The sequence below is a fragment of the Okibacterium fritillariae genome, assembly GCF_052783725.1.
This window is the reverse complement of record NZ_CP199917.1, coordinates 1959919-1973938: the sequence shown is the minus strand read 5'-3', so window position 1 is coordinate 1973938 and position 14020 is coordinate 1959919. Positions and strand designations below refer to the sequence as shown.

Genomic DNA, 14020 nt, shown 5'->3' with positions numbered 1-14020 from the left:
GTCAGCCGGCGTCGGGCTCGGGCGCAGGTGTAGGCGCAGACACCGCCACAGCCGCGGGGGCGACGCGGATGTCGGCATGCAGCGCGCGCGTGTGGTCGACGACGCGTCGCTCACCCGTGAGGCGCACGGGAACGGTCAGCGGGATGTCCCCGCTCGAGTGTCCGAAACCGATCACGAGGTCGCCCGTGTCGACGATGCGTTGGCCGTCGCGACCCGTGAACGACGTGAGGTCGGCGGGGAGGTCGACATGGACGCGCGCCGTGGCCCCGGCATCCAGCTCGACGCGGGCGAACGCGATGAGGCGTTGCACGGGCCGCACGACATCGGCGACCGGATCGTGCAGGTAGACCTGGACGACGTCGGTGCCGGGCCGCTCCGAGACGTTGCGCACCTCGACGCTCAGCCTGATCGTGCCGTCGGTCGGGACGGATGTGCTCGCCGACGCACCGACCCCGACCCCGACCTCGACGTTCGACCATTCGAACGCGCTGTAAGACAACCCGTGCCCGAACGGGTATGCGGCCGTCGGGTCGATGTTCGAGACCTCGGTGGGCCCGGCCAGCGTCGCCGCCAGATAGGTGGATGGCTGAGCACCCGGGCTGCGCGGAACGCTCACCGGCAGCCTCCCCGACGGGTTCACCCGTCCGCTCAGCACCCCGGCGAGGGCCCCGGTACCCTCTTCGCCGGGGAAGAACGTCTGCACGATCGCCGCCGCCTCGTCGACCGCGGCTCCGAGCGCATACGGCCGACCCGCGAGCAACGTGACGACGACGGGGGTGCCCGACGCGAGCGCCAGGTCCAGCAGATCCTGCTGAGCGCCCGGCAGTCGCAGCGACTCGGCGTCGCAGCCCTCGCCGCTCGTGCCCCGGCCGAAGAGACCGGCGCGGTCGCCGAGCGCGAGGAGGACGACATCCGCCGAACGGGCCGCCTCGGCCGCACGGTCGAACTCCGATCGATCGAAGTCGTCGACGCCCGTGCCGCTCACGACGACGAGTTCGGCCTCGGGGAACTCGTCCCCGAGGGCATCGACGAGGGTGGGCAGGGCAATGCCGACGGGCAGCTCGGGATGCTGCACCCCCACGTGGGCGGGGAAGCTGTAGCAGCCGAGAACCGCGAGCGGCTCGTCAGCGTTGGGTCCGAGGACGGCGATGCGCCGTGCCGACGCCAGCGGGAGAATGCCGTCGTTCTTCACCAGGACGATCGCGCGCTCGGCGATCTCGCGGGCCAGGGCGCGGTTCTCAGGAGGATCGAGATCCACGGTTCCCGCTTCCCGCGTCCCGGCCGCGGAGTGCGCATCGGTGCTCGTGGCCCGCGGCGAGTCGTCGCTCGTCCGCAGCGCACTCGGCACCGCCGACCAGCCCGCATCGAGCAACCCCAGCTCGAGCTTTTGCCGCAGAACCCGCTCGAGCGCGCGGTCGACGAGCGCCTCGTCCACCGAACCGCTCCGCACGGCCTCGACGAGCGGCGCCCCGAAGGTCTTGACGGTCGGCAGCTCGACGTCGACGCCCGCCGCCAGTGCCGCGCCCGCCGCATCCGCCCACGTCTCGGCGACCCCGTGCAGCAGCCGCAGGAACGCGATGCCGAAGTAGTCGGCGACGACGGTGCCCTCGAAACCCCACGTGTCGCGCAGCAGTCCCGTGAGAAGCGACGCATCGGCGGCCGACGGCACGCCGTCGATATCGGTGTAGGCGTGCATGACCGATCGCACGCCGGCCCCGCGCACGGCCATCTCGAACGGCGGCAGCAGCACATCGGCCAGCTCGCGCGACCCCACCGACACGGGCGCGAGGTTGCGCCCGGCCTTGGACGCCGAGTATCCGACGAAATGCTTCAGCGTCGCGACGATGCCCGCGCCTTCGAGCCCGCGCACATACGCCGACGCCACGGTGCCGACGAGGTACGGGTCCTCGCCGATCGTCTCCTCGACGCGGCCCCAGCGCGGGTCGCGCACCACGTCGAGCACGGGCGCGAGCCCCTGGTGCACACCCACCGAGCGCAGGTCGCGGCCGATGTGACCCGCCAGGCGCTCGATGAGCTCGGGGTCGAAGGTCGCACCCCACGACAACGGCACGGGGTAGGCCGTCGCACCCCAGGCGGCGAAACCCGCCAGGCATTCCTCGTGCGCGACGGCGGGGATGCCGAAGCGGTTCGAGCGCACGATGCGCTCCTGCGTGCGTTGCAACGACCGCGCTCCGACGGCGGCGTCGACGGGCGCGCTGCCGAAGGGCCGGGTCAGTTGGCCGAGGCCGTGGGGGAGCAGCGCGTCGAGGTCGATGTGGTCGTCCATGTCGTGCTGGTGCGGGGCCACCTCGCCGCCGTCGTTCGAGGCACCGACCCACACGCCATAGAGCTGGGCGATCTTCTCCTCGAGCGTCATCGCGGCGATCAGGGCAGAGACGCGGTGGGATGCGGGCAGCGCCGGGTCGTTCCAGGGCGGCAGGCTCGAGTCATCCACCGTCTCGGCGGCGCTCTCGGCGGCACTGTTGGTGGCACTGTCGGCGGCACTCTCGGCGGAACCCCGGCCGGCCCGGGTGTCATCGTGAACGGTCATGGTTATTTTCCTCCCATGCCCATGAGGCCCTGCACGAGGGCCCGGCGAGCGAAGAGATAGACGAGCAGCACGGGAATCATCGACAACATGACGGCGGCGAGCAGCCCCGGAACGTTGACGCCGTACTGCGACTGGAAGTTGAAGAGGCCGAGCGTCACCACACGGGTGCTGTCGGACTGGGTGAGGATGAGGGGGAACAGGAAGCCGTTCCAGGCCTGCAGCGCGGCGAACACGACGATGGTCGAGATGCCCGACTTCGACAGGGGCAGCACGAGCCGGAAGAACGTGCGAACGGGGGTGGCGCCATCCATGGCCATGGCCTCATAGAGCTCGGGTGAGATATCGCGCATCGTGCCCGACAGGATGAGCGTCGACACGGGCAGCGCGAACGCTGCGGTGGGCAGGATGATGCCCAACAGGTTGTCGTAGAGGCCGACCACGTTGATCAGGTAGAAGATCGGGACGATCACGGCCGACGACGGCACTGCGAGCCCCAGCAGGAAGAGCCGGAAGACCCCCGTGGCGAACCGCCCGCGGCTGCGCACGATGGCGTAGCTGAGCGGCGCGACCAGCACGACGACGATGAGCACGACCGCCACGGTGACGATGACGGTGTTGATGAAGTAGAGCCCGAAACCGGAGGAGATGGCGTTGGCGTAGTTCTCGAACGTGAAGGTCGTCGGCACCGCGAGCGGCCCGTCGGTGCCATACCCCTGCCGCGTCTGGAACGATGCCGACACGAGCACGTAGAGGGGCAGGATGACGACGAGCAACCAGACGATCGATCCGAACCCGGCCAGATAATTGGGACGAGGTTTCATCAGATTCCTTCTTGCTCGCTCTGCATCTTGTCGTAGCCCGAGAGCCGCACGACGAGAAGCGAGATGGCGGTCGCGACGACGACGAGCACCACGGCGATGGCGCTACCGGTGCCGAAATCGAAGCTGCGGAACGCCTGCTGGTACATGTAGAACGCCGTGATGGTCGTATCGGTGCCCGGGCCGCCGTTGGTCAGGATGAGCACAGTGTCGAACGTGGTCAGGCCGCCCACGACCATGAGGATCATGGAGGTGATGACGCTGTTCTTCAGCTGCGGCAACGTGATGCTGAAGAACTGCCGCACCGTGGACGCGCCGTCGATCTGCGCTGCCTGATAGAGCACCTGCGGAATGGCCCGCGCGGCACCCTGATAGATGAGCGTGTGGAACGGCGTGAACTGCCACATGCCCACGAACGTGAGCACGGCTATGGCGCCGGCCTGGTTGCCGAGCAGGTTGCCGTCGCCGAAGAGCCAGGGCAGCTGGCCCGGGATGCCGAAGTTCGGGTCGAGCAGCGCCCGCCACAGCACCGAAATGGCCGCCGCCGAGAGCAGCAGGGGCACGAAGTAGATGGCCGACAGCACGGCCCGGTTCTTTTGGTGCCCCGCGGCCCACACGCCGAGCAGGATGCTGAGCGGGGTCTGCGTGACGACCCCCAGGACGACGAGCAGCACGCTCAACCAGAGGCTTTTCATCATGACCGGGTCGGAGGCGAGGTCGGTCCAGTTCTCGAGCCCCACGAAGCGCGGGCTGCCGATGCCCGACCACTGCGTGAACGACAGCACGACGACCATGACGAGGGGAACGAGCGCGAAGAGCCCGAAGAAGAGGGTGGCAGGCAGAGCCCACACGGCACCGGGGCGGCCGACAGAGGGGCCGCCCCGGTTCGTGGAGCGCCTGCGGGGAGCAAGCGTTGTCACGGTGGTCCTTACTTCAGAGCCTGCATGGCCTGGATGAAGCCGGCCTCGTCGATCTGTCCGCTGAAGAACTGCGCGACGGCCTGGTGGATGGGCGTGATCGCCGACGGCGGGTAGGCCTGGTCCCACGAGAGCTGGAACGAGGGGGCGGCTTCGACGAGACCGAATTGGTAGGCGGCGTAGTCGGGGCTCGCGGCATCCTGGAAGAACTCGGGCGTGTTGGTCGTCGTGGGCAGGTTGCCGATGCCGAGCTGCGCCTCGACGAACTCGTCGGAGTACATGAGCTTCAAGAAGTCGCGCGCCGTGTCGGGGTAGCGCGTGGCCTTCAGCACCGAGTAGAAGTTGTTCGTGTTGCCGACGAGGTTCTTGGCGTCGCCCTTGCCGCCCTCGATGGCGGGGAACTCGGTGTAACCCAGGTTGGTCTCGGCGAACGTCGGGTCGACGTCCTGCTGCGTGGCGTACTCCCACGAGCCCATGAGCTCGAAGGCGGCCTTCCCGGTGCGCAGGAGCGTGGGCGAGCCGCCGTCGGTGAACTTCACCGAGTCGTAGTTGGTACCGAACGCGCCCGCGTCGATGAGGTCCTTCAGCATGCCGAGCGACTTCTTGCTGGCGGCCGACTCCCACACCTTCGGGTCGCCCGCGAGGGCCTTCTCGAACAGCTCGGGCCCGGCCACGCGGTCGTAGACGTACTCGAACCACATGAGCGTGGTCCACTGGTCGGCACCGCCGAGGGCGATGGGCGTGATGCCGGCGGCCTTGAGCTTCTCGACGGCCTCGAGCAATTCATCCCACGTAGCGGGGGCCGTGATGCCGTTGTCGGCGAGCACCTGCTTGTTGTTGAACAGCATGACGGGCTGCGTGCCGCGCATCGGGATGCCGTAGGACTTGCCGTCGATGACCGCGGTGTTGAAGACCGAGGGCAGGAAGTTGTCCTTCAGGCCCGGGTCTTCCTCGATGAAGTCGTCGAGGGGGAGGAGCAGGTCGCTCTCGACGAAGTCGGAGATGCTGCCGCCGCCCCAGTTGAAGAAGATGTCGGGCGCGTTGGACGTGCCGATGATGGTCTGAAGCTTCTGCTGGTAGTCGGCGCCGGGGATCGTGTCGAGCACGATCTTGACGTCGCTGGTCTTGTTGAACGTGTCGACGAGCTGCTGCTCGACGGTGTTGCCCGAGTCGCCATAGACGGCGACGTGGATCTCGTTCTCGGGTCGGTCGGATCCGCCGGAGCCGCCGGACGCGCATCCGCTCAAGGTCAGACCGACGGCGAGGGCGACACCCCCTGCAAGAAAGCGGGTGACGCGGGATGTGCTCTTGTTCATCTTTGAACGCTCCTCGAAAGTTTCGATTTCATTATCGAAAGTGGTTAGGATGACCTGAGCATACGTGTTCGGCTATTTGGGGTCAACACCAACAAATCACGGATGTGTCACGAAGCCCGACAAAACTCCACGGCCCGAGCCGGAACGGCGGATACGATCCCACCATGACCATCGACAGCACCGAACCGCGCGTCACCCTGGCCGAACTCGCGGTCGAAGCGGGCGTTTCGCTCTCCACCATCTCGAAGGTGCTGAACGGCCGATCGGATGTCGCGGCCCGCACGCGCACGCGCGTCGAGCAGATCCTCGAGTCGAACGGGTATCGACGCCGCGGGGGAGACAACCGCGACGCGACGCTGCTCGAGGTGGTCTTCCACGAGCTCGAGAGCGCCTGGTCGATGGAGATCATCAAGGGTGTCGAACGCGTCGCCCGCGAGAACGGCATGAGCGTCGTCGTGACCGAATCGGGCAGCCGCCACGCACCCGGTCCCGAGTGGATCTCGGGAGTTCTGCGCCGCCGGCCGGCCGGGGTCGTGCTCGTCTTCTCCGATCTGGCCGAGGAGCACCGCGAACAGTTGCGGTCGCGAGCCATCCCCTTCGCCATCATCGATCCGGCCGGCGACCCGTCACCCGGCGTGCCGTCGGTGGGCAGCGCTAACTGGTCGGGCGGGGTCATGGCCACGCGGCACCTCATCGAGCTCGGCCACACGCGCATCGCCGCCATCACGGGCCCCGAAGACATGATGTGCTCGCTCGCCCGGCTCGACGGGTTCCGATCGGCGCTCAGCCAGGCGGGCCTGCCCGTCGACGAATCGCTCGTGCGTTTCGGCGACTTCCACGTGGATGGCGGTCGCGAACGCGCCCTCGAGATCCTCGACGTTCCGGTCGACCGTCGCCCCACGGCGATCTTCGCGGGCAGCGACCTGCAGGCGCTCGGCGTCTTCGATGCGGCACGGATGCTCGGGCTCAAGGTTCCCGATGACCTCTCGGTCGTCGGCTACGACGACGTTCCCGTCGCGCGCTGGGCCAGCCCCCGCCTCACGACCGTGCACCAGCCGCTGCAGCGCATGGCCGAGGAGACGGCGCGTCTCGTGCTGCGGCTGCGTGATGTGGCCGCTGCCGAGGCGGCGGGGGATACGCGCATCGATCTCGCGACGCATCTCGTCGTGCGCGACTCGACGGCGCCGCTGTCAGGGCACTGAGTAATCGCGCATTCTCGGCTCGTCCCGCGCGCCAATCCTGCGGGTGAATCGGGCGGTTTTCCGAACGCCTGGGCGAAACGCTTGCGCTGCCCCGACATCCCCTCGTATAGTCGCTGTAAACGTTCTCGTAAACGTTTACACGCTCTGCGAAACCCTCCGATGACGTAAAGGGATGCCATGTCCGCGACGAAGAAGTCCACGCTCGTGCTCGTCGCCGAGCGCGCCGGCGTCTCGATCGCCTCGGTCAGCCGCGTCATGAACGGGCTGCCCGCCTCCGACGCCATCGTCGAGCGCGTGCAGCGGGCCGCCGACGAGCTCGGCTACGTGCCCGACGCCACGGCGAGATCGCTCAAGGCCGGCAAGACGCAGCAGATCGCCCTCGCTGTTGCGGATGCCGGAAACCCCGTCTACGTCGCGATGATGCACGAGATCTCGCGCGTCGTCACGAAGGCCGGCTACCGCCTCATCCTCTCCTCGACGGGTAGCGAGCCGGGTGACCAGATCGACCTGCTCACGAACCTCAACCGCGGGTTCGCCGACGGCCTCGTCATGAGCCCGCTGAAAGTCACCGACGAACTGGTCGCCCGCATCCAGGCCAGCCGCCTGCCCATCGTCGTGATCGGTTCGCTGCCCGCCGACGTCGAGATCGACAACGTGCGCGCCGACTCGGTGCGGGGCGTGGGCCTCGCGGTGGAGCACCTCGTCGAGCAGGGCCGGCAGCGCATCGCTTTCGTCAACGGCCCCGTCGACACCGTGCCGGGTGCCGCGCGACTCGGCGGCTACCTGCGCGCGCTCGACGAACAGGGCCTGCCGCACAACGCCGACGCCCAGATCAACGCACGCGACTTCACCTACAAGGCGGGCCTCAAGGCCGTCACCAAACTGCTCGACCGCTCGACGCCCGACGCCATCGTGTGCGCCAACGACCTGCTCGCCATCGCGGCGATCAAGGTCATCACGGCTCGAGGCCTGCGGGTCCCCGAAGACATCGCGCTCGTGGGAATGGACGACACCGACCTGGCCGAGCTCGCCAACCCCTCGATCACCAGCGTCAACCTCGGCTCGGTCAAGCGTGCCAAGACAGCCGCCAAGCTGCTGCTGCGCCGCCTGGCCGACCCCGACGCGCCCGTGCGGCGCGAAGTGATCCAACCCACGCTCACGATCAGGGAATCGACATCCGCCCCCGTGCTCCCCGAAACCACCCGAAACCAGAAGAGGGAACCCTTGCTATGACCTCAACGGTAAGCCCCGCCACTGTCGCCGAGGCTTCCGCTCCCCAGAAACGTCGCCGGTCCTCCGGCGGCTCTCCGGTGAACGGATCCCGCCGCGACGCCTGGCTGCTCGTGCTGCCGGCACTGATCCCGGTCGTGCTGTTCAGCGTGTACCCGCTCGTCCAGGGAATCCTGCTCGGTTTCACCGACGCGAAGGCCGGACTCGGACAGGTCGTGTCGTTCAACGGCGTCGACAACTACACCCGGCTGGCCACCAACGAGCTGTTCTGGAACTCGTTCCGCATCGGCCTGATCTGGGCCTTCGGCGTGACCATCCTGCAGTTCTTCGCCTCCCTCGGGCTGGCGCTGCTGCTGAACCTCAACCTGAAGATGCGCTGGCTCGCTCGCACGCTCGCGCTCGTGCCGTGGGCCATGCCGCCCGTGATCATCGCCATCATGTGGCGCCTCATGCTGAACCCCACCTACGGCCCCATCAACGGCGGGATGCGCGCGCTCGGTCTTCCCGGTGACATCAACTGGCTCGGCGACTTCTCAACAGCCCTGCCCGCCGTCATCGTGGTGGGCGTCTGGGCCGGCATGCCGCAGACCACCATCACGCTGCTCGCCGGACTGCAGAACGTGCCGAGCGAGCTGCACGAGGCCGCCGCCATCGACGGCGCGAGCACGTGGCAACGGTTCTGGCACGTCACCCTGCCGGCGCTGCGACCCATCATCGTCGCCATCACGACGCTCGACCTGATCTGGAACTTCAACTCCTTCGCCCTCGTCTACGTCTTGACGGCCGGCGGGCCGGGGGGTCAAACGATGCTGCCCATGCTCTTCGCCTATAACGAGGCGTTCCGCTACGGCAACTTCGGCTACGCCGCCGCCATGGGCAACGTGATGGTGATCGTCATCGCCGCGTTCCTGTTCCTCTATCTCCGCAGCCAGGCAAGGAGCCGTCAGTCATGAGCAACGCCACGGTCACCCCGACGCCCGCCCGCCAGGAGACGGTGCCGCCCGAGACGCCGCGCCGGCGCAAGAGCCAGGACTCCGGCATCCCGCAGAGCCCGATGCAGCGCCGCGTCACCCGGCCGCTGCAATATGTGGCGCTGGCCGGATACATCGTCTTCCTCGGTTTTCCGCTGCTGTTCCTGCTCACCACGGCGTTCAAGACGCCCGCCGAGCTGCAGTCGCCCAACCCGACGTTCCTGCCCACGAGCCTCAACTTCGACAACTTCATCCAGGCCATCGCCAAAGCGAACCTCGTGCAGGCGGCGGGCAACAGCCTGATCGTGGCGGTCGCGACGACCGTTATCGTCACGCTCATCTCGCTGCCGGCCGCCTATGCGCTGGCCCGGTTCCGCACCAAACTGCGGTCGATCGCGACGGGGTGGATCCTGCTCAGCCAGGTGTTCCCCTTCATCCTGATCATCATCCCGCTGTTCCTCGTGCTGAAGCAGATCGGCCTGATCAACAACCTGCTGGGGTTGATCCTCGTCTACTCGGTGTGGTCGCTGCCGTTCGCGCTCTGGATGCTGCAGGGCTACGTCGCGGGCATCCCCGTCGAGCTCGAAGAGGCCGGCGCGATGGATGGCGGCTCACGCATCCGTGTGCTCGTGTCGATCGTCCTGCCGCTGCTCGCCCCCGGGCTCGTGGCCACGAGCCTCTTCACCTTCATTTCGGCCTGGAACGAGTTCTTCTTCGCGCTCGTGCTCATCCAAGACCCGGCCCTGCAGACCCTGCCCCTCACGCTCGCGCGGTTCGTGGGGGCCGAGGGGCAGGTGCAGCTGGGCCAGCTCGCCGCGGCATCGTTGCTCGCCACCATCCCGAGCCTCGTGTTCTTCGCCCTCATCCAGCGCCGACTCACCTCGGGCCTGCTGTCGGGCGCCGTCAAGGGCTAAACGCTTCACCCCGCATCACCACCCGTGTCACAACGCAGTGAAACCACGACAAAGGAGTAACACCATGAGAAAACAAGCCTTGCTCGGCGTCGGCGCCCTTGCGCTGGCCGGCCTGCTGGGCGGCTGCGCCTTCTCCGGCGGCGGCAGCACCGGCGGCGGCGAATCGGAGGGTCCCGTCACGCTGACCTTCCAGAGCCTCGCCTACCAGGACTCCACGGTCGCCGCGACGAAGAAGATCGTTGACGACTGGAACGCCGACAACCCCGACATCCAGGTGAAGCTCACGCAGGGTTCGTGGGACAACGTGCACGACCAGCTGGTGACGCAGTTCCAGGGCGGAACGGCGCCCGACATCATCCACGACGAATCCTCCGACATCCTCGGTTTCGCCAACCAGGGCTACCTGGCCGATCTCACGCCCTACCTCAGCGACGACGTGAAGAAGTCGGTCTCGGATGACGTGTGGAGCACCGTGACCACGGCCGACGGCAAGATCGTCGCCGCCCCCACCCTCTTGCAGACCTACGTGGTCTACGCCAACAAGCAGGCGTTCGCGGATGCCGGCGTCGACGTTCCCGCGGGCGACGAGCTCACGTGGGACGACCTGCAGAAGGTCTCGAAAGAGCTGACGGCCGACGGGAAGTTCGGCGTCGGCTGGGGCCTCAAGCAGCCGACGGCCGCCATCATGAACACGGCGCTCGGCTATGACGGCACCTTCTTCGACGTGGCCGACGACGGCTCGGCGAAGATCGAGGTGGGCGACGACGAACTCGCCGTGCCCGAGAAGATCCACGCCATGGCCTATGACGACGCCTCGCTCGACCCCGTGACCCTCACGCAGTCCGGCTCGGACGTGCTGCCCGGCTTCCTCGGCGGCAAGTACGCCATGTATGTCGGCGGCAACTTCCTCGCCCAGCAGATCACCGAGACGGCGCCCGAGGGCTTCGACTGGACGGTTCTGCCGCCCCTCGCCGGCAGCGACGGACCCGTGCAGGCCGCCAACCCGCAGACCATGTCGGTCGCGGCGGAGTCGAAGCACCCCGAGCAGGCCGCCGAGTTCATCAACTACTTCATGAACGCCGACAACCAGGCCGCGCTCGCCCAGGGCGACTGGCTCATCCCGTCGTCCTCTGACGCGCGCGACAAGGTCGCCGAACAGACGGCCGACCAGACCGGCTGGAAGGAACTGCTCGCCACGGGCGAAGACCTGAAGGGCGCTCCGTTCCAGAAGGCCACGAACTACCCGCAGTGGAAGGACCAGTTCGCGACTCCCGGTCTGCAGCAGTACTTCTCCGACTCGATCTCGCTCGACGAGCTGAAGAAGCAGCTCACCGACGGCTGGTCGGCGATCGGCGGTTAGCCGCACCCGGTCGGCGGGGCGGATGCCTGCAGCCCACGCATCCGCCCCGCCGCCCACCGGCCCGCCGACCGCCCGGCCGGCCCCACACACTCAACGCACGAACAAGGAGACGACGCAGATGGATCTGCTCGAGGACAAAGCAACCGGAGCCTTAGCGGGCGCAGCCGTCGGAGACGCGCTCGGGGGAGCGGCGGAGGGCAACACGCCCGAGGCCATCCAGGAGCGGTACGACGGGTTCATCGAGGGGATCGTTCCGCCGTTCCTCGCCGACTGGAAGAACGCCCGGCCCATCGCGCCCTATCACAAGGGCGACGGGCACATCACGGACGACACCCTCATGACCACGGCGCTCGTCGATGTCTATGACACCGTGCGCACCCACCTCGACGCCTACTCGGTGGCCGACCACCTGGTGCCGCTGCTGATCGGCGAGAAGCGCTGGATTCCCGAGCTCGAGGCCGAGAACATTCTGCTGCAGCGCATCTTCCTGGCCGAGAAGTGGCTCGTCGCACGCATCCACTACGGTCACATCGACCCGCGTGAGGCCGGTGTCGGCAACATCGTCAACTGTGGTGCGACCATGTATGCGGCGCCCATCGGCATCGCCAACGCGGGGTCGCCCGACGGCGCCTACGCCGAGGCCATCGACGTCGCGGGCGCCCACCAGTCGAGCTACGGCCGCGAGGCCGCGGGCGTCTATGCGGCGTGCGTCGCCGAGGCCATGCGTCCCGGCGCCACCGTCGACGACGTCATCGAGACGGCTTTGCGCCTGGCCAAGGACGGCACGTGGGATGCCATCGATGCCGTCGTTACCGCCGCTTCGGGTGCGCTCGGGGATGCGGGCGGATTCGCGACGGATGGCTGGCGCACCTCGCTTGCGTTGCTGCGACGCGCCGTCGAACCCTACGACACCGTCGGACCGAACTACCGGGCGCCGGCTCGCGACGCCCGCATCCCCAGCCGCACCAAGTCGATCGAGGAGCTGCCCATCGCACTCGGTATGCTCGTGCTCGCCGGTGGGGACTACCGCGACAGCGTGCTCGGATCGATCAACTACGGCCGCGACTCGGACTCGATCGCCGTTATGGCGGGGTCGATCGCGGGGGCGTTGGGCGGAGCATCCGTCGTGCCCACCGAGTGGGTCGAGGGCGTGTCGGCGGGAAGCGCCATCGATATCACGGCGACGGGCCCGCGGATGGCCCGCATCGCTCGCGAGATCTGGGCGAAGGACCGTGCGCGGTTCGAGGCGCAGCAGAGTGCCGTGCATGCTTTGGCCGCCGAGGTTGCCGCCGACCCGGCGCGTCGGGAGCGTGAGCACGCGTGATCCGCCTGAGCTGGACCCAGCCCGAAGACCTCGTGCCGCACGCGCTGCGGGCCGCCCAGATCGACGGTGTAGATGCCGCGACACTGGCCGCGGCGCGCGTGCGCTGGCTCGAGGCCGGCGGGTCGGATGTCGCGCCCGTGAGTGGGGCGACGCCCGAGCGTGCGTTGGCCGAGCTGCGGGCGCTGGGTCGCGAGATGTTGGCCGAGATCGACACGTGGGAGGTGTCGGCCGAGATCGCGGCGAACGAGCCGGACGGGTTCGAGGAGATCATCGCTTCGGCTTCGGCTTCGGCTTCGGCTTCGGCTTCGGCTTCGGCTTCGGCTTCGGCTTCGGGCCCGGTTGGGGCCTCGGCCTCCTCTTCCTCCGACCTCACCGACCGCGTGCACGGCGCGTGGCTCGGTCGCGCCGCCGGATGCCTGCTGGGCAAACCCGTCGAGAAGATCCCGCGCGAGGGCATCCGTGCCATCGCCGAATCGACCGGCAACTGGCCGATCGCGGGATACTTCACCGAACGCGGCCTCGACGACGAGATCGCCCGCCGCTACCCCTGGAACCGCCGCAGCCGCCCCACGAGCCTCGTCGAGAACATCGACGGCATGCCCGAGGACGACGACCTGAACTTCCCGCTCATCGCGCTCGACCTGCTCGAACGCCTGGGCCGGGACTTCACGACCGACGATGTGGCGCAGTCGTGGCTCGCCAACCTGCCCGGCGGGCGCGTCTTCACGGCCGAGCGCATCGTCTATCGCAACCTGCTCGACGGCTATGAGCCCGACGAGGCCGGCCGCGTGGCGAACCCGTTCCAGGACTGGATCGGGGCGCAGATCCGCACCGATGTGTACGGCTGGGTATCGCCCGGTGACGCCCGCGAAGCCGCGCGGCTCGCCTACATCGACGCGCGCCTCAGCCACTCCCGCAACGGTGTCTACGGCGCGATGTTCGCGGCGGCGTGCTGTTCGGCGGCGCTCGTCGCGTCGAGCGTGCAGGAGGTCATCGACGCGGGCCTCGGCGTCGTGCCGGCCCACAGTCGTTATGCGGCCGCCATTCGGCGAGGAGTCGAGCTGGGCGCGTCTGACCTGTCTCTCGACGACGCACTCGACGCCATCTACGCCGACTACGGCGACCTGCACTGGGTGCACGCCGTCAACAACTCGGCCCTGCTGGCATTCGCGCTCGTGCGCGGCGACGGCGACTACGCGCGCACCATCACGACGGCCGTCTCGGGCGGCTGGGACACCGATTCGGTCGGCGCCACGGCGGGGTCGATCGCGAGCGCCCTCACGGGAGCGCGGAACTTGCCCGACGCCTGGATCGAACCGCTGCACAACCGTCTCGCCACGAGCGTGCCGGGCTTCGACGCCGTGACCTTCGACGCCCTGGCCGCGCGCACGTTGGCGCTCGTGCGGGAGGCTTGACC

At 68.2% G+C, this 14020-nt stretch carries 11 protein-coding genes; 7 read left to right on the top strand and 4 right to left on the bottom strand.

The window, feature by feature from the left end:
* Position 1: 1 nt before the first annotated feature.
* From ACUWEX_RS09125 to ACUWEX_RS09110, 4 genes are read right to left on the bottom strand one after another with little or no spacing between them, the layout of a single operon-like run.
* Positions 2-2551, bottom strand: a complete 2550-nt coding sequence (locus tag ACUWEX_RS09125) for a beta-xylosidase/alpha-l-arabinosidase (RefSeq protein ID WP_445996027.1) — start codon at positions 2549-2551, stop codon at positions 2-4.
* Positions 2552-2553: 2 nt separating this feature from the next.
* The gene (locus ACUWEX_RS09120) at positions 2554-3372 is read right to left on the bottom strand and encodes a carbohydrate ABC transporter permease (protein WP_445996026.1); all 819 of its coding nucleotides are present in this window, start codon (positions 3370-3372) and stop codon (positions 2554-2556) included.
* Entirely contained in the window at positions 3372-4289 is a 918-nt protein-coding gene (locus ACUWEX_RS09115) for a carbohydrate ABC transporter permease (RefSeq protein ID WP_234991024.1), read from the bottom strand. Before ACUWEX_RS09115 ends, ACUWEX_RS09120 begins: the two co-directional genes overlap by 1 nt.
* Before the next feature lie 8 nt (positions 4290-4297).
* Positions 4298-5602, bottom strand: coding sequence for an ABC transporter substrate-binding protein (locus ACUWEX_RS09110; protein WP_445996025.1), 1305 nt, complete (start codon positions 5600-5602; stop codon positions 4298-4300).
* 164 nt (positions 5603-5766) lie between these two features.
* Between ACUWEX_RS09110 and ACUWEX_RS09105 the strand changes: the two genes are divergently transcribed.
* From ACUWEX_RS09105 to ACUWEX_RS09075, 7 genes are all read left to right on the top strand, one after another.
* Complete coding sequence (locus ACUWEX_RS09105) at positions 5767-6804, top strand: LacI family DNA-binding transcriptional regulator (protein WP_445996024.1); 1038 nt, start codon at positions 5767-5769, stop codon at positions 6802-6804.
* 177 nt (positions 6805-6981) lie between these two features.
* Positions 6982-8037 carry a LacI family DNA-binding transcriptional regulator gene (locus tag ACUWEX_RS09100; protein WP_445996023.1) on the top strand — a complete coding sequence of 352 codons (1056 nt, stop codon included), beginning with the start codon at positions 6982-6984 and terminating at the stop codon, positions 8035-8037.
* A complete protein-coding gene (locus ACUWEX_RS09095; protein ID WP_077053032.1) occupies positions 8034-8987 on the top strand; it encodes a carbohydrate ABC transporter permease in 954 nt (317 codons plus the stop codon). The genes ACUWEX_RS09100 and ACUWEX_RS09095 overlap by 4 nt, the downstream gene beginning before the upstream one ends.
* A complete protein-coding gene (locus ACUWEX_RS09090) occupies positions 8984-9919 on the top strand; it encodes a carbohydrate ABC transporter permease (RefSeq protein WP_445996022.1) in 936 nt (311 codons plus the stop codon). The genes ACUWEX_RS09095 and ACUWEX_RS09090 overlap by 4 nt, the downstream gene beginning before the upstream one ends.
* A gap of 64 nt (positions 9920-9983) precedes the next feature.
* Entirely contained in the window at positions 9984-11279 is a 1296-nt protein-coding gene (locus ACUWEX_RS09085; RefSeq protein WP_079727783.1) for an ABC transporter substrate-binding protein, read from the top strand.
* Positions 11280-11397: 118 nt separating this feature from the next.
* Entirely contained in the window at positions 11398-12603 is a 1206-nt protein-coding gene (locus tag ACUWEX_RS09080; RefSeq protein ID WP_079727782.1) for an ADP-ribosylglycohydrolase family protein, read from the top strand.
* Positions 12600-14018: an ADP-ribosylglycohydrolase family protein gene (locus ACUWEX_RS09075; protein ID WP_445996021.1), complete on the top strand. Its 1419-nt coding sequence runs from the start codon at positions 12600-12602 to the stop codon at positions 14016-14018. The genes ACUWEX_RS09080 and ACUWEX_RS09075 overlap by 4 nt, the downstream gene beginning before the upstream one ends.
* Positions 14019-14020 lie beyond the last annotated feature (2 nt).

Bases quoted from the DNA above. Each gene is read 5' to 3' on its own strand.
- ACUWEX_RS09125 (WP_445996027.1), bottom strand. From the start codon at position 2,551: ATGACCGTTCACGATGACACCCGGGCCGGCCGGGGTTCCGCCGAGAGT.
- ACUWEX_RS09120 (WP_445996026.1), bottom strand. From the start codon at position 3,372: ATGAAACCTCGTCCCAATTATCTGGCCGGGTTCGGATCGATCGTCTGG.
- ACUWEX_RS09110 (WP_445996025.1), bottom strand. From the start codon at position 5,602: ATGAACAAGAGCACATCCCGCGTCACCCGCTTTCTTGCAGGGGGTGTC.
- ACUWEX_RS09105 (WP_445996024.1), top strand. From the start codon at position 5,767: ATGACCATCGACAGCACCGAACCGCGCGTCACCCTGGCCGAACTCGCG.
- ACUWEX_RS09100 (WP_445996023.1), top strand. From the start codon at position 6,982: ATGTCCGCGACGAAGAAGTCCACGCTCGTGCTCGTCGCCGAGCGCGCC.
- ACUWEX_RS09095 (WP_077053032.1), top strand. From the start codon at position 8,034: ATGACCTCAACGGTAAGCCCCGCCACTGTCGCCGAGGCTTCCGCTCCC.
- ACUWEX_RS09090 (WP_445996022.1), top strand. From the start codon at position 8,984: ATGAGCAACGCCACGGTCACCCCGACGCCCGCCCGCCAGGAGACGGTG.
- ACUWEX_RS09085 (WP_079727783.1), top strand. From the start codon at position 9,984: ATGAGAAAACAAGCCTTGCTCGGCGTCGGCGCCCTTGCGCTGGCCGGC.
- ACUWEX_RS09080 (WP_079727782.1), top strand. From the start codon at position 11,398: ATGGATCTGCTCGAGGACAAAGCAACCGGAGCCTTAGCGGGCGCAGCC.